The organism is Moraxella sp., from assembly GCF_024227015.1.
Lineage (GTDB): Bacteria > Pseudomonadota > Gammaproteobacteria > Pseudomonadales > Moraxellaceae > Moraxella.
The window spans coordinates 1-17,500 of record NZ_JAAELD010000351.1 but is presented as its reverse complement, the minus strand read 5'-3'; the positions used below and the strand labels follow the sequence as shown (position 1 = coordinate 17,500).

17 protein-coding genes are annotated in these 17,500 nt (G+C 46.9%); 7 read left to right on the top strand and 10 right to left on the bottom strand.

Going from position 1 to position 17,500, the window contains the following annotated elements; translation table 11 throughout:
- Window positions 1-277: 277 nt before the first annotated feature.
- The 3 genes from oppB to GY683_RS07880 are packed head-to-tail and all read left to right on the top strand — an operon-like array spanning window position 278 to window position 3,713.
- Window positions 278-1,198 (top strand): oligopeptide ABC transporter permease OppB, encoded by a 921-nt coding sequence (oppB, locus tag GY683_RS07890; RefSeq protein WP_297288211.1) that lies wholly within the window; start codon window positions 278-280, stop codon window positions 1,196-1,198.
- Between the two features lie 13 nt (window positions 1,199-1,211).
- On the top strand, window positions 1,212-2,105 hold the full coding sequence (gene oppC, locus GY683_RS07885) for an oligopeptide ABC transporter permease OppC (protein WP_297288210.1): 894 nt from the start codon (window positions 1,212-1,214) through the stop codon (window positions 2,103-2,105).
- 9 nt (window positions 2,106-2,114) lie between these two features.
- A complete protein-coding gene (locus GY683_RS07880; protein ID WP_297288209.1) occupies window positions 2,115-3,713 on the top strand; it encodes an ABC transporter ATP-binding protein in 1,599 nt (532 codons plus the stop codon).
- Between the two features lie 99 nt (window positions 3,714-3,812).
- On the opposite strand, the gene GY683_RS07875 is transcribed toward GY683_RS07880, so the two are convergent.
- Both GY683_RS07875 and GY683_RS07870 read right to left on the bottom strand, forming a co-directional pair.
- A complete protein-coding gene (locus GY683_RS07875; RefSeq protein ID WP_297288208.1) occupies window positions 3,813-4,694 on the bottom strand; it encodes an ATP-binding protein in 882 nt (293 codons plus the stop codon).
- Window positions 4,695-4,737: 43 nt separating this feature from the next.
- A complete protein-coding gene (locus GY683_RS07870; protein ID WP_297288207.1) occupies window positions 4,738-5,637 on the bottom strand; it encodes a neutral zinc metallopeptidase in 900 nt (299 codons plus the stop codon).
- Between the two features lie 167 nt (window positions 5,638-5,804).
- On the opposite strand from GY683_RS07870, the gene GY683_RS07865 reads away from it, so the two are divergent.
- A complete protein-coding gene (locus tag GY683_RS07865) occupies window positions 5,805-6,491 on the top strand; it encodes a carboxylesterase (protein WP_297288206.1) in 687 nt (228 codons plus the stop codon).
- 38 nt (window positions 6,492-6,529) lie between these two features.
- On the opposite strand, the gene GY683_RS07860 is transcribed toward GY683_RS07865, so the two are convergent.
- Both GY683_RS07860 and infA read right to left on the bottom strand, forming a co-directional pair.
- Window positions 6,530-7,198: an alpha/beta fold hydrolase gene (locus GY683_RS07860; RefSeq protein ID WP_297288205.1), complete on the bottom strand. Its 669-nt coding sequence runs from the start codon at window positions 7,196-7,198 to the stop codon at window positions 6,530-6,532.
- A gap of 36 nt (window positions 7,199-7,234) precedes the next feature.
- Entirely contained in the window at window positions 7,235-7,456 is a 222-nt protein-coding gene (gene infA / locus GY683_RS07855; RefSeq protein WP_297288204.1) for a translation initiation factor IF-1, read from the bottom strand.
- Between the two features lie 124 nt (window positions 7,457-7,580).
- Here infA and GY683_RS07850 point away from each other — a divergent pair, with 124 nt between their 5' ends.
- Together GY683_RS07850 and GY683_RS07845 are read left to right on the top strand one after the other, a co-directional pair.
- Window positions 7,581-9,011: a WG repeat-containing protein gene (locus tag GY683_RS07850; protein ID WP_297288203.1), complete on the top strand. Its 1,431-nt coding sequence runs from the start codon at window positions 7,581-7,583 to the stop codon at window positions 9,009-9,011.
- A 173-nt stretch (window positions 9,012-9,184) separates the two neighbouring features.
- Window positions 9,185-10,267, top strand: coding sequence for a zinc-dependent alcohol dehydrogenase family protein (locus tag GY683_RS07845; protein ID WP_297288202.1), 1,083 nt, complete (start codon window positions 9,185-9,187; stop codon window positions 10,265-10,267).
- A gap of 52 nt (window positions 10,268-10,319) precedes the next feature.
- Here GY683_RS07845 and truA read toward each other — a convergent pair whose 3' ends face one another.
- The 5 genes from truA to GY683_RS07820 all read right to left on the bottom strand — a co-directional run bounded on the left by truA (window position 10,320) and on the right by GY683_RS07820 (window position 15,490).
- Window positions 10,320-11,135 carry a tRNA pseudouridine(38-40) synthase TruA gene (gene truA / locus GY683_RS07840; protein ID WP_297288201.1) on the bottom strand — a complete coding sequence of 272 codons (816 nt, stop codon included), beginning with the start codon at window positions 11,133-11,135 and terminating at the stop codon, window positions 10,320-10,322.
- A 3-nt stretch (window positions 11,136-11,138) separates the two neighbouring features.
- Window positions 11,139-12,101 (bottom strand): asparaginase domain-containing protein, encoded by a 963-nt coding sequence (locus GY683_RS07835; protein WP_297288200.1) that lies wholly within the window; start codon window positions 12,099-12,101, stop codon window positions 11,139-11,141.
- 89 nt (window positions 12,102-12,190) lie between these two features.
- On the bottom strand, window positions 12,191-13,321 hold the full coding sequence (gene asd / locus GY683_RS07830) for an aspartate-semialdehyde dehydrogenase (RefSeq protein ID WP_297288199.1): 1,131 nt from the start codon (window positions 13,319-13,321) through the stop codon (window positions 12,191-12,193).
- A gap of 480 nt (window positions 13,322-13,801) precedes the next feature.
- Complete coding sequence (locus GY683_RS07825; RefSeq protein ID WP_297288198.1) at window positions 13,802-15,007, bottom strand: glycosyltransferase family 4 protein; 1,206 nt, start codon at window positions 15,005-15,007, stop codon at window positions 13,802-13,804.
- A gap of 6 nt (window positions 15,008-15,013) precedes the next feature.
- Window positions 15,014-15,490: a peroxiredoxin gene (locus tag GY683_RS07820; RefSeq protein ID WP_297288197.1), complete on the bottom strand. Its 477-nt coding sequence runs from the start codon at window positions 15,488-15,490 to the stop codon at window positions 15,014-15,016.
- A 170-nt stretch (window positions 15,491-15,660) separates the two neighbouring features.
- Here GY683_RS07820 and GY683_RS07815 point away from each other — a divergent pair, with 170 nt between their 5' ends.
- The gene (locus GY683_RS07815) at window positions 15,661-16,974 is read left to right on the top strand and encodes an NCS2 family permease (RefSeq protein ID WP_297288196.1); all 1,314 of its coding nucleotides are present in this window, start codon (window positions 15,661-15,663) and stop codon (window positions 16,972-16,974) included.
- 57 nt (window positions 16,975-17,031) lie between these two features.
- Here the strand turns inward: GY683_RS07815 and GY683_RS07810 are convergent.
- Window positions 17,032-17,500: TetR/AcrR family transcriptional regulator (locus GY683_RS07810; protein ID WP_297288195.1), on the bottom strand; the 469-nt coding region annotated here is incomplete at its 5' end.

Genomic DNA, 17,500 nt, shown 5'->3' with positions numbered 1-17,500 from the left:
ATAAGTGATTGATTATATTTGATTTTATGATGGATTTATTAAGATTTTGAATAAATGCTTTGCTTGATAAATTGATACAGACAAATCTTAACACAAACTAATTGGAATCATGTATAATACCAAAAATTTACAAATTAGTAACACAGCTGTCTTATTTGTTGTGCGTTATTATTAAGGATTTGGTGGATTTCCCTAATCTATCACAAAGGAGTGTATCCAAGGAATTCTTGTCTGGATGACAAGTGTCTAATGTGGATGTGCAAAACACGAGGTTTTTATGTTTAAGTTGATTTTTAAACGTGCGCTTGAAGCGATCCCCACCATGCTATTTCTGATTACGATCTCGTTTTTTATGATGAGATTGGCGCCGGGCAGTCCTTTTACGGGCGAACGCAACCTACCCCCTGCGGTTTTGGCGAACATCGAAGCCAAATATAATCTTAACGATCCCATGTGGCTACAGTATGTTAATTACCTAAAGCAGCTGGCTCAAGGCGATTTTGGCCCATCTTTTAAGTATAAAGATCACACCATCAATTCGCTGCTTGCTGACTCTTTGCCGGTGTCTATTGAGATTGGTCTGTATGCGTTTATTATTGCGCTGTTGGTTGGTGTGACGCTTGGGGTGATTGCCGCCTTGAAACAGAACAGTTTTTTAGATTATTCGCTCATGACGGTGGCGATGACTGGTGTTGTGATGCCAAGCTTTGTGAAGGCGCCACTACTGGTGTTAATCTTTGCGGTAACCTTAAAATGGCTACCCGCAGGTGGCTGGAATGATGGCGCATTAAAATACCTCATCCTACCTGTTGGCACACTCGCTCTCTCGTATGCCTCCAGCATCGCTCGTGTGACGCGTGGCTCGATGATTGAGGTGATGAACAGTTCATTCATCCGCACCGCACGCGCCAAAGGATTGCCAACATCGCACATCGTATTCAAGCATGCACTTCGTCCTGCGATGCTGCCAGTCATTTCATTCCTTGGTCCTGCATTTGTAGGTATCATCACAGGCTCGATCGTGATTGAGACGATTTTTGGCTTGCCGGGGATTGGTCGGTTGTTTGTGGAGGGTGCATTGAACCGCGATTATAGTTTGGTGCTGAGTTTGACGATTTTGGTGGGTGTACTGACGATTGTGTTTAATGCGATCGTGGATATCTTGTACACCGTGATTGACCCAAAAATCAAGTACTAATAAGGATTGTTTTATGTCTGTAACTACAAACACAATACAAACTGCACCAACTGATATCAAGGGTCGCAGCCTTTGGCAGGACGCGTGGCGACGTTTTCGCCGTAATAAGGCGGCGATTGCCAGTATTATCATCTTGGCATTGATTGCTATTTTTGTGACAATTGCGCCGATGCTGATGCCATTTGGCTATGCTGATACGGACTGGGCGAACATGCAGTCAGCACCATCTATGGCGACAGGACATTACTTTGGCACGGACACATTGGGTCGTGACTTGCTTGTGCGTGTTGCGATTGGCGGTCGCATCTCGTTGATGGTGGGTATCGCAGGAGCCTTTGTCGCGGTGCTGATCGGTACGGTTTATGGTGCCATCTCTGGCTATGCAGGCGGTAAAGTTGATATGCTCATGATGCGCTTTTTGGAAGTATTAAGTGCATTCCCATTCATGTTTTTCGTGATTCTTTTGGTGACATTATTTGGTCGTAATATCTTTTTGATTTTTGTGGCGATTGGATTGGTGTCGTGGCTTGATGTGGCGCGTATGGTGCGCGGTCAAACGCTAAGCCTAAAAAACAAAGAGTTCATCGAAGCGGCGCATGTGACGGGCGTGTCAAACTGGAAAATCATCACTCGTCACATCGTCCCAAATGTGCTTGGTGTGGTTGTGGTCTATGCTTCTTTGGTTGTGCCGGGCATGATTTTGTTTGAGTCATTCTTAAGCTTTTTAGGTCTGGGTGTACAAGAGCCGATGACCAGCTGGGGTGCGCTACTTCAAGAAGGTGCGCAAAACATGCAGGTAGCACCTTGGCAGCTGCTGATTCCATCGGTGTTTTTGGTAGTTACTTTGTTTTGTTTTAACTTCATCGGCGATGGTCTGCGCGATGCATTGGATCCAAAGGATAAATAGGACATAACGATGACATTATTAGAAGTTAAGAATCTGGATGTTTATTTAAAAACAGACGAAGAGCTTGTGCATGCGGTCAAATCATCATCGTTCTCGGTTGAGCGAGGGCGAACGCTTGCCATCGTGGGCGAGTCGGGCTCTGGCAAATCAGTCACGTCGATGGCGATCATGAAGCTGCTGCCAAAGAATATCGTAAAATATGGCGATGATTCATTGATTGTCTTTGAGGGTCAAGAGATCCTGTCATTATCAGATCAGCAGATGCGCACGATTCGTGGTAAGCGTATTGGCATGATTTTCCAAGAGCCGATGACATCGCTAAATCCATACATGAAAATCGGGCAGCAAGTCGCTGAAGCGATCAGCATTCATAATCCAAGCATCAGCAAGTCTCAAGCAGCCCAAATGGCGCTAGAGACACTACAGCGCGTCAAAATCCCGAATGCAGATAAAAAAATGAACAGCTATCCGCATGAGTTCTCGGGCGGTCAGTTGCAGCGCATCATGATTGCGATGGCGATCATTAATAAGCCTGATCTGTTGATCGCAGATGAGCCGACCACAGCTCTGGATGTAACCACGCAGGCAGAGATCTTGGATCTGATGCGTGAGCTACAGCGGGACATGGGCATGGCGATTATTCTCATCTCTCACGATCTACGACTAGTTAAGCGATACAGCGATGACGTGTGCGTCATGCAGTATGGTGCGATTATCGAGCGTGGTAAAACTGAAGAGGTCTTTAATAATCCGCAGCATCCTTATACTGTGGAGCTGCTTACGCCGATTCCTGAAAGCCTAAAACAATCGCCAGGCAAGGATGTGCCTAATCTCATTACAGCTGATGATGTTGAGGTTGATTACGTGATTAAGCGCAGCTTTTTTGGTAAGCCAACCCAAGTGTTTAATGCGGTGAAGGGCATCTCGCTTAACCTAAAAGTGGGCGAGACTTTGGGCATTGTGGGTGAGTCAGGCTCAGGCAAATCAACACTGGGTCGTGCCATCATGCAAATCATTGAGTCGCGTGGTAAGATCAGCTTTGATGGTAAAGAGATTAATCAGATGGGCGATGCCGAGCGCAAGCCGCTCAAAAAAGACATGCAAATGGTGTTTCAAGACCCATTCAATTCACTGTCGCCACGTCTGACTGTGGGCGAGATCATCGGTGAGGGTCTGACGGTGCATTATCCGCACATGAGTAAGGATGAGCGTCGCCAGCGTGTCATGCAGATGCTAAAAGAGGTAAATCTGTCACCGAACATGATTAATCGTTATCCGCATGAGTTCTCTGGCGGGCAGCGTCAGCGTATCGCGATTGCGCGAGCGATCATTCTTGAACCGAAGTTTGTGCTCTTAGATGAGCCAACTTCTGCGCTTGACCGTTCAACTCAGATTACTGTTGTTGAACTATTAAATGATTTGCAGCGTAAATATGGGCTAAGCTACATATTTATCAGCCATGATCTGTCTGTGGTCAAGGCATTATCCGACCGGGTTATTGTCATGAGTCATGGCGAGGTGGTTGAGATGGGCACGGCAGAGCAGATATTTAACGCGCCAAAAGAAGACTATACGCGTGTGTTGGTACAGGCTTCGAACTTATCGTGATGTGCTAGTGATATGCGCAAGATGCTTAGCGTATTGACAATCACAATAATGGAAATAAAAATAAAGGCGACAATGATCGCCTTTATTTTTTGTGTTTAACTAGCTGATTGAATTAAGCTTTAGCTGCCCGATCCAGTGACGACTAAACTGATGAGCGATACGTCCAGATCGACCACCGCGCGTGCTTGCCCATTTTAGTGCTTCTTGGCGTGCTGTATCATCCATGCTGATGTTTTCTTTATTGAGATAGCCTGCCACGATATCAAGGTACAGCTCTTGATTCATCGGATAAAATGACAACCACAGACCAAAGCGATCTGATAATGATACGGTCTCATCGATGGTCTCGTAAGGATTCACTTCATCTGTCTGACCGTTGTAGATATTCACATTGTCCTTCATCATTTGCGGCAGCAGGTGGCGACGGTTGCTGGTGGCATAGACGAGTAGGCGATCTTGCTCGCTGTCGAGCGCACCATCAAGCACGCTCTTTAGGGTGCGATAATTCTCATCTTGGGCATTGAATGCCAAATCATCACAGTACACGATATAGCGGTTAGTGTTGCCCTGTGATTGTGAAGCTTTAATGGCGGTGCGAATTTTGTCAAGATGTAATAGATCGTCACGTGCCACCTCGATGATGCGTAGCCCTTGGGTGTGGTAGTGCTTTAGCAGGGCGCGAATGAGTGATGATTTGCCCGCGCCTCGTGAACCTGTCATGAGTACGTGGTTTGCGGGCAGTCCTGATAGGAATTGGCGTGTGTTGGCGATGAGTTTTTGTTTTTGGGTGTCGATACCAAGCAAGTCGTCAAGATCTTGATGGAATGACACGTCCAGCGGACTTAATTGCCCAGATTCGCCGCCCGCCCAGCGATAAGCCAGTACATCGGGGTTAATGTGTATCTCTCTGGTGGTGCGCTCTCTTAGAAACTGAGTTAGCAATTCGGTTAATTCGTCAGATAAGGTGAGTGTGTTTGTCATGATGGTAGCCATAATAAAATACCCCAAAGTGGGGTATTGTTAATTATAATTCGCGCGTAGCGAAGGTGTCGCATTGTTTGATGTCGCCAGTCTCAAAACCGCGGTAGAACCAGCGCTGACGCTGAGCACTCGTACCGTGCGTGAAGCTATCAGGGACGGTATGACCGTGCGATTTGTGCTGTAGATAGTCATCACCGATCTTCTCAGCGGCATCTAATGCCTCTTCGATGTCGCCTTTTTCTAGGAATTGAGTGCGTTCGTGGTTGTGTCTTGCCCACAGACCGGCAAAGCAGTCCGCTTGTAGCTCTTGGCGAACGGATAGGTTGTTGGCAGCGGCTTCACTGGCATTGGCTTGAGCGCGGCGCACTTCATTTGAGATGCCTAGCAGAGTCTGAACATGGTGACCAACTTCATGCGCGATCACATAAGCCTGTGCGAAGTCTGCGGCTTGATCTTGACGGGTCAGCTCGCTACTATTTTTCTCGCCAGAGATGCCCATCTGTGTGCGCATCGCCTTAAAGAAACTGGTGTCAAGATAGACTTTTTGGTCAGCAGGGCAGTAGAATGGACCGCTTGCCGATGTCGCTGAACCACAAGCTGACTGCACCGCACCGCTGAACATGACAAGCTTAGGCGCCTGATAAGTACCACCTAGCTGCGCGAAAATTGGCGTCCAGATATCTTCGGTGTCTGCCAATACTGTCGCCACAAACTCTCGAGTCTCGGCTTGATCAGCGGTCTCTTGGGCGGGGGCTTGGGCACTTTGACTGTTTTGGGTGATCTGTTCGGTGACGCCAAGGGTAGTCTCAGGACTGATGCCAAAAACCTTCCACACGATAAGTGCCAAGATTAAGCTAAAAATACTAACACCGCCCACTTTGCGCGCGCCACCGCCACGGCGATCCTCGATGTTGTTACTTTGCCTGCGGCCTTTCCACTGCATGATTTACTCTCTATAATTAAAAGTCAGAAAATGTACTTATTATAACGGTTTTTAAGTCCATTTTGGCAAAGAAAATGTAAAAGGTGTGTGATTTTGTAGGTGGCTTGTGATTTATCTCATTGGGCGTTTGTGTTATGATAAGTTAATTTAAATTAAAGGTGATGACAATGAGTGAATTGATTAATAATGATGCATTGCTTGACTGTGTGATCGTAGAGCATAACCCTAAGAACCTACCGATCAGTCATGCTGTGATTTGGCTGCATGGGCTTGGCGCGAGCGGGCATGATTTTGAGCCTATTGTGCCTGAACTTGGGTTGGGAGATTTGGCGGTGCGCTTTGTGTTTCCACACGCACCTAGAATTCCTGTCACGGTCAATGGCGGCTATGTCATGCCTGCGTGGTATGATATTCTTGAGATGAGCCTAGATAGAAAGGTGGATGTGACACAGATCCAAACATCGGCGCGCGCCATCGAGAAGCTCATCGAGCGTGAGATCGCATCAGGTGTGCCAAGTCAGAACATCATCATCGCAGGATTCTCTCAAGGTGGTGCGGTGGCGTACCATACTGTGCTTACGACCAAGTATAAGCTTGGCGGTCTATTGGCATTATCGACGTATTTTGCCACCAAAGATAGCATTCAAGCTGTCTCAACCAATCGCGATATCAGCGTGAAAATCGACCACGGAGATTATGATGATGTGGTGCCAAAGGTTCTGGGCGTGAATGCCAAGGCGCAATTAGAAGGATTGGGACTTAAGCCAACATTTAACAGCTATCCAATGGCGCATCAAGTGTGCCTGCCACAGATTCAATCAATCGGTGCGTGGATAAAGAATATCTTTGGCTAACTGTATCGACCAAAACCACCTACGTAAAAGGTGGTTTTTTAAATGGGCTGTTTTAAGAATTTACCAAATTCTAGAAAATGTATCACTTGGCTCGCGGTCGCTCTGTCTGTGATCAGCCCTGTGTGCGACACGGGCAGAATCAGATAATCTTTAGCAGATGGCAGGTAGGTCTCAGACAGATAGACGGTGCCATCGTGCTGTCTGGCATCAGCATCTAGACGATGTCTTCTGTTGTGATAAGATAAGATGGGCATGCCAAGTCCGATGGGTCGGTTGCCGGCGATAACTCCAAGCTCGATGTCATCAGGTAGTGGCGCACAGCTACCATCTAGTGCCAAGGGGTAGGCTTTTTGCACTAATGGCGGAAAGAGTCGATTGGCATAATTGGCGCAGATGCTTCCCTGATGGGGTGTACCTAGCGTGACACAGCGGTGAACTTGCCAATCCTCACTAAAATTCGCCAAAAAATGACGCATTACCAAGCCACCCAGACTGTGCCCGACCAGATTCAGCGGTCGATCATTGGAGTGGTTTTGTATTAGCCAGTCGTTCAGCATCTGACTGTGGTCAGAGATGGATTTGGTTAGACTGTGATAGCTGGGCGCGTGAGTCTGATAGCCTGCTTGAGAGAGTTTTTTTGCCAACGGATACATATACAGACCGCTCATGTGCAGCCCGTGAATCAGCAGGGTAAATGGCTTACTCATAGAATAAAACCCAAGAAAAACTTGGGTTCTGGATGATTATTTGCCACGGTAAGTGATGCGACCTTTTGACAAATCATAAGGGGTCATCTCAACCTTGACTTTATCGCCTGTTAGGATGCGGATATAATGCTTGCGCATTTTGCCCGAGATGTGTGCGATGATTTCATGTCCGTTTTCAAGGCGGACTTTAAATAGGGTATTTGGTAGCGTGTCAATGACTTCGCCTTCAAATTCAATGATGTCGTCTTTTTTTGCCATAAGTCAAATAAGTTAAAAAATGAAAGCGATATTATAGCCGATATTTTTATCAAAAGCTATGTTTTTTGCTGTTTTTGCGGTAGGGTGTGTTAATATGACATAAAGTTGTTGGCAGGTGGATGGTATGAAATTTTTGGCTTTGTTGATGATGTCTGGTGTGTTGGTGACGTCGGCATGGGCTTGTGATAGACCGTCCTTGGGGGATTATGACTGGGTGGGCTGTATCGAAGATGGTGTCTCGATATCTTATCAAGGCATAAAGCATGGATTGGTAGATGTTGCAGGTGATATGCTGATCGCGCCAGAGTATCGTAAGATTCATCGGCTGGGCAAGGATGAATTTGGCGTGTCAAATGGTGAGAAATGGGGTGCGATTGATCGTCAGGGTCGTGTTATTTTGCCGATGGAGTATGATCATCTATTGCCACATGATGATTCTTATTATGAAATCATAAAAGACGGCAAGCATGGAATGATGCATCATGGACAGATGATTATCCAGCCTAAATATGGTTCACTAAGTGATGTCAATGGGCTTATTGTCGCGATGGAGCGGCGCGCTGAAGGTAGGTATGGTAATTACGGGCTGATTGATCATCATGATCGTGTGATGCTTCCCTTTGAATATGATAGGATTTTTGGGTTTGGTGAGTATTTTGTGGTTGGTAAGGGTGATTGGGTGCAACTGCTAGACTCTAATTTTCAGGTGGTTGATCAATTTGAGGATGTCGACCGTTCCTATCATGACTATTTGCCAGTAAAAAGAGGTGGTCGTTGGGGTGCGATCGATAAATCCAAAAAGCAAATCATTCCTTTCATGTATGATGAAATTCTCATGGGGGATGAAGGACTTTTCCCTGTAGAACGGGATGGTAGATGGGGAGTGGTGGACACTCATAATCAAATCGTGGCAGATTTTGACTATGATTTTATTTTTGGGTTTAATGATGATGTGGCGGTGGTCAAGAAAGATGATCGTTATGGCTATATTAACACTGATGGCGAGCTGGTGATGCAGTTTAATCACAGCCTTAGGCATGGATTTTATCATGGGCTGGCAGAAGTTGTCGTATATGATCGGGATGCTAATGGCGATGAGATGGCTTTATATGGGGTAACTGATAAGTCGGGCAAGCTGATCGTACCGCCGAGATATCATGGTATTTCTATACCTTATTTTGATGCCATTAAGGGTATCAGCATTGAAATTAATAAAAAGCACGGAATGCTTGACCGCTCAGGTGAGCCGATGATTGATGTGTTGTATGATGAGCCATTTTTCTTTCATCAAGGTCGAGCCGAAGTCTCAAAAAACGGCAGAGGATTTTATATTGATGAGCAGGGAAGGCAGGTTGGCGGTTCTTGGTTGATTCATGAAAAAGCATGCCGTCATATCCAGGTAGGACAACAGTTTGAGGTAGCGATATTTTTGGGGTTAGTCATTCCGATGGAGGTGATGTCTGTCGATGCAGAAAGCAGAAAAGTGATGGTCAAAGAGCTATTGGAAGACAAGGATTTTGAAATGAAGTGTGAAGACATTCCTGATTCAATGTAGGCTTATCTAAAAGCATAGCAGTAAAAATTAAAGGTTGTAGGTTGGTATATTAATTATGATATAACATAATGATTTTATTGAGATTTTCATCAAACTTTAACTTTACACCGACCTAATATTTTGTTATGGTAATGACATAAGTTGTTAATTTTTAACCCGCAAAGGAGTAACTTATGACGACCATGAAAGCCATGACCTATTACGGTGAGAACGACATTCGTTTCGAAGATCGTCCCGTGCCTACCATCATCGACCCTACCGATGCCATCATTCGCATGACGAAGACCACCATTTGTGGTACGGATTTGGGCATTTGGAAGGGCAAGAACCCTGAGATTGAGACGACCGCTCGCGACAAGACAGGCGAGTGGAATGGGCGAATCCTTGGTCATGAAGGCGTGGGGATTGTCGAGGAAGTTGGCTCTGCGGTCAAGAATTTCAAAAAAGGCGATAAAGTCATCGTCTCGTGCGTATCTCGCTGCGGCTCATGCGAAAACTGCCAAAAGCAGCTTTATGCGCATTGTCGTCAGGGCGGCGGCTGGATCATGGGCTACATGATCGACGGCACCCAAGCCGAATACGTGCGTACGCCATTTGCTGATAATTCACTGTATCATCTACCTGACAATCTGAATACTGACGTGGCGGTGTTCTTATCGGATGCACTACCAACAGGGCACGAAATCGGCGTACAATACGGCGATGTCAAGCCAGGCGACACCATTGCAATCGTTGGTGCAGGTCCTGTGGGCATGGGCTGCCTATTAACAGCGCAGTTCTATTCGCCAGCCACCATCATCGTGGTTGATTTGGATGATAATCGTCTGCGCATGGCAAAAGAAATGGGTGCAACACACACGATTAATTCAGGCAAAGAAGACGCAGTGGCTCGCATCCTTGAGATTACCGATGGTCGCGGCGTGGACTGCGCGATGGAAGCGGTGGGCATTCCAGCTACTTGGGATATCTGCCAGCAGTCTGTCAAAGAAGGTGGTAACATCGCTAACGTCGGCGTGCACGGTCAGCCTGTGAGCTTCGCCCTTGAGAAGCTGTGGATTAAGAATCTTAAAATCACTACAGGTCTTGTGAATGCCAATACCACGGGTATGCTACTAAAATCATGTGAATGCAGTAAGCTGCCGATGGATAAACTGGCCACCCATCATTTTAAATTTTCTGAGATGGAAAAAGCGTATGATGTCTTTAAACACGCCGACCAAACTGGAGCGATGAAAGTCATCATTGAATATGATTAATTTCATATCACATTGAGTAAAAATCCCGTCGTTTGGCGGGATTTTTGTTGGTTTAATCAGGTAGTCCAAGCCAAAGCGGCGTTAGAGGTACGTCAGGCAGCAGAGTCTGAAATCGATCAGGGTAATATGCGTTAATAAAATACAGACCGTCTGCAGAAGCGGTTGGTGGTGCCAATGTGCGATCTTTGGCGTTGATGAGCCTTGTGATGTCATCAACCTCAAGCTCGCCTTTACCAATGGCGAACAGCGCACCCATGATGTTACGCACCATGTGATGCAAAAAACCATCCGCCTGAATATCTAATACCAGATACGCCCCATGCTGAAATAGATTGGCGTGTGAGACATTGCGCACAGGCTGATTAGACTGACAAGCTGCTGCGCGAAAGCTACTAAAATCATGTGTGCCGACCAAAAGAGAGCTTGCTCGTATCATCTTGTCGATATCGAGTGGCTCAAAAACATGCGTTACCTGATGGCGCAGAATGGCAGGGCGATAGGGCTGATTTAGTGTGACATAACGATAACGACGAGCAATTGCACCAAAGCGTGCATGAAAATCAGAGGGCATCGGTGTAATCCAGCGCAGGGCAATGTCGTCTGGCAGTAGGGTGTTTGCGCCGCGCATCCAGTTATATTCGGTACGCTTGGCGGTGGTGGTAAAATGCGCGATCATATTGCCCGCATGCACCCCTGCATCAGTACGCCCTGCAGCGATCACCTCGATGGGTTCGTTGGCGATGGTGGATAGGGCAGACTCGAGGCGTGCCTGAATGCTATCGACTTCCTGCTGTCGCTGCCAGCCGCGATAATTTGTACCAATAAATTCAACACCGATGGCGTAGGTTTGTGTGTTTTGGTCGTTCATGATTTATGAGTTGGGTTGTAGGGTTTGCCAGAGGGTTTGCCCGTAGATGCCAGCAATACCAAGCGAGCTTGAGCGCACACCATGCTGATACTGCCAAGCACCTGCCGCATAATCCGCGCTGGTGCCACCAAAAGTACACATGGTGGTACAGATAACGGAGATTTGCTTGGCTTGTAGTCTCTGAAGCTGAGTGATGAGCTTGTCAGATGATGGTACATTGCCCGCACCAAACCCAATTAAGATGACCGCTCGAGTGTGTTCACTTAACTGACTGAGCTGATGTTCAAGGTTCGCCACATCATTAGGTAGGCAGTAGATGGCGGTGATTTGGGTGTGTTGGGTGTTGTTCGCTAAGATGGGTAAATTATCTAATGCGCCTTTAATGTCAAAACATTCCGTCTGGTTGGTATTCTTTACCGATAACGGCACACCTATGAAGGCATCATGGTCCTGGCTGTTGATTTTTTGGGTGTCTTTGGCGTCCATGAGTTTATGATAAAACTGTACCGCCACACCTTTATGTTCGGTCGTAGCGATGATGGCATCACGAAGATTGACCCATGCGTCGCTGTCATTATTGATGATGTGGCTAGGGTTGTCAGCGATGAATAATGCCTGCATACTGCCTGTAATCACAAGACTGATGTCACTACCATTAAAGGCATTCGCCAAAAATGCTGACAAAAAACTTAAGCTGTCAGTCCCCGTAATAAGCACAAAACGTCTCGCGCCCGCATCATACGCCTTCAAAATCGTACCGTATAAGGACACAAAATCAGCAGGAGTTAGGGTGCTGCTGTCCTTGATGAGTGTATTGGGAAGGATGTCGGTTGCGATGTTTGGCAATCGTTCTGCCAATGTTTGTTTTAATGTTGGTAAAAAAACATCGGCAGGCAAGGGTGATAATGGCGTACCGTGACTGCCAAATGTGCCGCCTGCGTAGATGATGTGAGTGATGTCTGTCATGTGTGGTAAATATAAAAATTTGGTGTATCATAACACAAAAAGCACGCTCATGTTGCGTGCTTTTTGATGGCTTTTAGCATCTTGATTGATTAGATACGACCTTGGATGATGGCAAGCATACGACGTAGCGGCTCAGCAGCACCCCACAGTAGCTGATCGCCCACAGTGAAGGCGGTTAGGTATTCGCCGCCCATGTTCATCTTGCGAAGACGACCTACCGCCACATTCAGCGTACCTGTTACTGCTACAGGCGTGAGTCGCTCCATGCTGGCAGGCTTATCATTTTCAACCACATCTAGCCAAGGGTTGTCACTTTGGCGTAGTGCTTCTTCGATCTCAGCCAGAGGGATGTCTTTGGTTAGCTTGATGGTTAGTGCTTGGCTGTGGCAGCGCATCGCACCGATACGCACACAGATGCCATCGATGTTGATGATGTTTGAATCTGTGTTGCCCAGGATCTTATTGGTCTCGGCTTGACCTTTCCATTCTTCGCGAGATTGACCATTATCAAGCTGGCTGTCGATATAAGGAATGAGACTGCCTGCCAATACAGCACCGAAGTGTTGTTTTGGGAAAGTGTCAGAGCGCTGAGTGTCGGCGATGGTTTTGTCGATTTCAAGGATGGCAGAGGCAGGGTCAGCAAGCTTATCTGCCACGCTGTCACGTAATACACCCATGCCAGAGATAAGCTCACGCATGTTGTTAGCACCTGCGCCAGAAGCGGCTTGATAAGTCATGGCAGATACCCATTCTACCCAGCCGCGGCGGAATAGCTCACCGATCGCCATCAGCATTAGACTAACGGTGCAGTTACCGCCGATGAAGTCTTTTTTGCCATTAGCGATGGCGTCGTCGATGACGTTGCGGTTAACAGGGTCTAGAATAATGACAGCGTTGTCGTCCATGCGAAGCGAGCTGGCTGCGTCGATCCAGTAACCATTCCAGCCAGATGCGCGCAATTTGCCATGTACTTCTTTGGTGTAGTCGCCGCCTTGACAGGTAATGATGGCGTCACATTTGGCAAGTTCACTGATGTCGAATGCGTCTTTTAGGGTGCCTGCATCTACGCCGAAATTAGGCGCTTTGCCGCCTGCGTTGCTGGTTGAGAAAAAAACAGGCGTGATGTGATTAAAATCACCTTCTTCAACCATGCGAGCCATTAGCACAGAGCCAACCATGCCACGCCAACCAACCAAGCCTACGACCAATTTTTCTGCCATTGTGTCCACCTTAGAATGAATAAAAACCGATGAATGCCACTAAACAAGCGCCATTCAAATTAAGCGTATAACTATGCACTGTTATGAATAAAAAATCAAGCTTTTTTGGGCAAATATCCTCAAAAAATAAGCTTTTCTTTACTGATTCTTAAATGGCTGAACGTGTAAATTATAAAAAATGGTTTGAGATTTGTAAGAAATGGCTTACATAATGTGGCGGTAATGGCTGATGGTATAGACAAATTTTTGATAATATAATGCGCACATTAGGATAGAGGCATGAGGCATGGCTGCCAAAGGATGAGTCATCGGCGATGGATGCTATTTACCCACACACCCAGTTACCCAAGCTGGGTATTTTTTTGTAATAACACCGCTAATTTAGCGGTGTTTTTGATTGGGGATGAAATCAAAGTTAGTGTGTATTGCGTATTGCGCTATCTAAAGCGTAATCGAGACGCGCGTTTGATTAAGTCGGTATTATTCATTTACCCGAACGCACACAAGGTTATCATGGCGATCGGTCTTGACGAGCTTGCAGTCAGGCATGAGCGACTGATAGACTGCCAAAGTCTCCGCCGTCATCTGATCGATGGTATATTCGTGGGTCATGGCAGGGCGCAAGCCGTTCTGAAGGTGTGATTTGACGGCTTTGCAGAGTGCGACGGCGGTCTCTTCTTTAACTAGACCTTGTGGATACAATGCGCTTAGAATGTCAGCAAATGCTCCTTTTGCCCAGCCGATGACCGGCGTACCAAGGTGAATGGCCTGTAGGGCGGTGATGCCAATACTCTCTGGGCGATTAGCCAGCGCAAGCACGACATTCGCTGACGATAGCCATTCTCTCATGTCGGGTGGTCTGCGCCCGATGAATGTCACTTTGTCGTTAAGACCTAAGGCGTGCAGTCGTTGGATGAATTCTTCGTGTGCGACGTCTTGGTCGGATAAATTGGTCTCATTATCTTCTGCGATGATGGCGTGAATGTCAGGGAATTTTTCTTGTAGGTTGCCTAGGATATCAACCAGCCATTCTTGTCCGTATTCTGCACCGACAGGCGTGGGGAATAGCAGCCATTTTTTGTGTTCAAGCTCTGGGTATTCTGCGAAGATATTATGCAGCCAATACACGGATGCGTGATGGCGATACGGATAAGTGCGAATGTCTACGCCGCGTCGCACGCACACGATGTCAAAGGGGTATTCTTCGATGTCGAGTTCTTCTTTTTTTTGGGCGAGCTTGGCACGTAGGTATTTGTCGATGCTTCTGGAGGCGGTGATGATCACGTCAGAATAAAAAAGCGCACGCGCATAAGAATTCATCGGATAAAAGCCATACATCGTCGCGACGATTTTTGGGCGTTTTTCTTTTGGGGTGCGATGCAGTGCCCAATGCAGCACCCATGCAGGCGTGCGCGAATGCACATGAATGATGTCAGGTTCGTGCTCTTGGATGATTCGACGCAGTTTTAGGACGTTTTTTAGCGCCCACCAAGATTTTTTTGGCATGGGCAATTGATAATACACGGTGTCATCACGCGTAAGGCGCGTCACCAGCTCTTCTTCTTCGTGAGCGGCACCGATGACGATCGATTCATGACCTGCGCGCATGAGGGCGTGAGTGATGACATAGATGCCACGTTCGGCTTCATCATGCTTTAGCGATGATGATAAGTGCATAACTTTCATGAGATTTTATAGGGTCTCAAGTAGCTTTTCGGCGTGTTCTTTGGCTTTTACATTGCGATAGCTTGCCGTCATTTGCCCGTTGTTATCAAACACGAAAGTTGAGCGCACCACGCCAAGATGGATCTTGCCATACATCATTTTTTCTTTGATGACATCAAAATGCTGGCAAAGCTTCTCATCAGGATCGCTGATAAGCGGGATGTCGAGAGATTTTTTGGTGATGAAGTTCTGATGGGATTTGATGCCATCGCGAGATACACCAATGATCTGATAGCCCTTGTTCTCGAATTGTTCTTTTAGCTGGCTAAAATCAACCGCCTGAACTGAGCAGCCTTGAGTGTTATCCTTGGGATAAAAGTACAGCATCAATCCTAGCCCGCTGTCTTGGATGAGAGTGCTAAGATTGACAGAGCTTTGAGTGTCATTCTGCACGAGTGTCACCTCAAAGTCAGGTAATGCGATGGTTTCTTGAGTGTTTTTCATATTGTTTTAAAATTATCTAAAATTACGACCATTTTACCTAATATTTGTCAAAATTTCGACCAAATGGACCATAAAATTTTGTAAATTTATTCGTTAAAAATTGTAAAAATTGTGTCTATGAAGTAAAATTAGCACCCTAAAATTATTCTTAGCAACTTGATAGGCGTTTTATGTCTTTGCTTTCTTATCTAAAAATTGAGGAGCGTGGCTCTTCTGTGAGTCAAGAAGTCATCGCTGGCTTGACGACTTTTTTGGCGATGGTGTATTCGGTGATCGTCGTGCCGAACATGCTAAGCGATGCAGGATTTCCTGCTGAGTCGGTCTTTATCGCGACTTGCTTGGTGGCGGGCTTAGGCTCAATCTTGATCGGTCTGTGGGCGAATGTCCCGATGGCGATCGGTTGTGCGATCAGTTTGACGGCGTTTACGGCGTTTAGTCTGGTATTAGGTCAAGGCATCAGCGTGCCGGTGGCGCTGGGCGCGATTTTCTTGATGGGTGTGGTGTTCACGCTCATCTCGGTAACAGGCATTCGCGCGTGGATTCTGCGTAATCTACCAATTTCAATCGCGCATGGCGCGGGTATTGGTATTGGCCTGTTCCTACTGCTGATCGCTGCCAACGGTGTGGGCCTTGTCATCAAGAATGATGCTGGTCTGCCTGTAAAAATGGGCGAATTTACTTCTTTTCCTGTGATCATGTCTTTGGTTGGATTGGCTGCGATCATCGGTCTTGAGCGTAAGCAGGTAAAAGGCAGCATCCTATGGGTAATCATTGCCATTACGGTAATTGGGCTGATTTTTGACCCGAATGTGAAATTCGGCGGTTCAATCTTCAAGCTGCCAACTGTTACAGGCGAATCGCTGTTCCTTAACCTTGACATCATGGGCGCGCTAAATGCGGCGGTATTGCCAGCGGTATTCGCTTTGGTGATGACGGCAGTGTTCGATGCGACAGGTACGATCCGTGCAGTAGCAGGACAAGCCGGTCTGATTGATAAAGACGGTCAGATCATCGGCGGCGGCAAGGCATTGACTGCTGACTCGGTCTCTAGCGTGTTCTCAGGTCTATTCGGTACGGCGCCTGCAGCGGTGTATATCGAATCGGCGGCAGGCACAGCGGTTGGCGGTAAGACAGGCCTGACCGCGATCGTGGTGGGTGTGTTGTTCTTGCTTATGCTGTTCTTCCAGCCATTGGCGTTCTTGGTGCCTGGTTATGCAACTGCGCCTGCCTTGATGTATGTGGGTCTGTTGATGCTAAGCAATGTCTCAAAGCTTGATTTTGATGACTTTGTGGGTGCGATGAGTGGCCTGGTGTGTGCGGTGTTCATCGTATTGACTGCCAACATCGTAACAGGCATCATGCTGGGCTTTGCTGCGTTGGTGCTGGGTCGTCTGATCTCTGGCGAGGTTAAGCAGCTTAACATCGGCACGGTCATCATCGCTGTGGCGTTGGTGGCGTTCTATGCGCTGGGTTATGCAATCTGATTAGCTCATCGATTTACAACAAAAAACACCGCTCGATTGGACGGTGTTTTTTTGTGATTAGCTCACAATATCATCAATCAGAGTTATAAGATAATCATGAATGGCGGGCAATTCTTTCATATCAATATTGTTTAGCCATGCGCCATCAACGGCGTAACGTATGGCGGTCAATCGAATGTCGCTGTCATTATGGCTAAAGCTGCCAACCTTATGATGAAGCCATGAATCCCACAGAGCGGCAAGTTTGCTCTCGGCATTCATCGCGCGAATCAGCCCCGACCAGTTACTTGATAATCCAATCTCAGTATTCTCAAAAAACACGCTCACATAGGCACGCGTGAACACGCCTTTGACTTCGCCCATCTCATTAATGTACTGCATGATGGCGGTGTTTACCTGCGCGATGAACAGCTCGAGCACCGATAAGATCAGCTCGTCTTTGTTTTTAAAGTGATGAAAAAGCCCACCTTTGCTTGTACCTGCCGCATCAGCGACTTTTTGCATGGACAGATTGGCGATGCCGTCT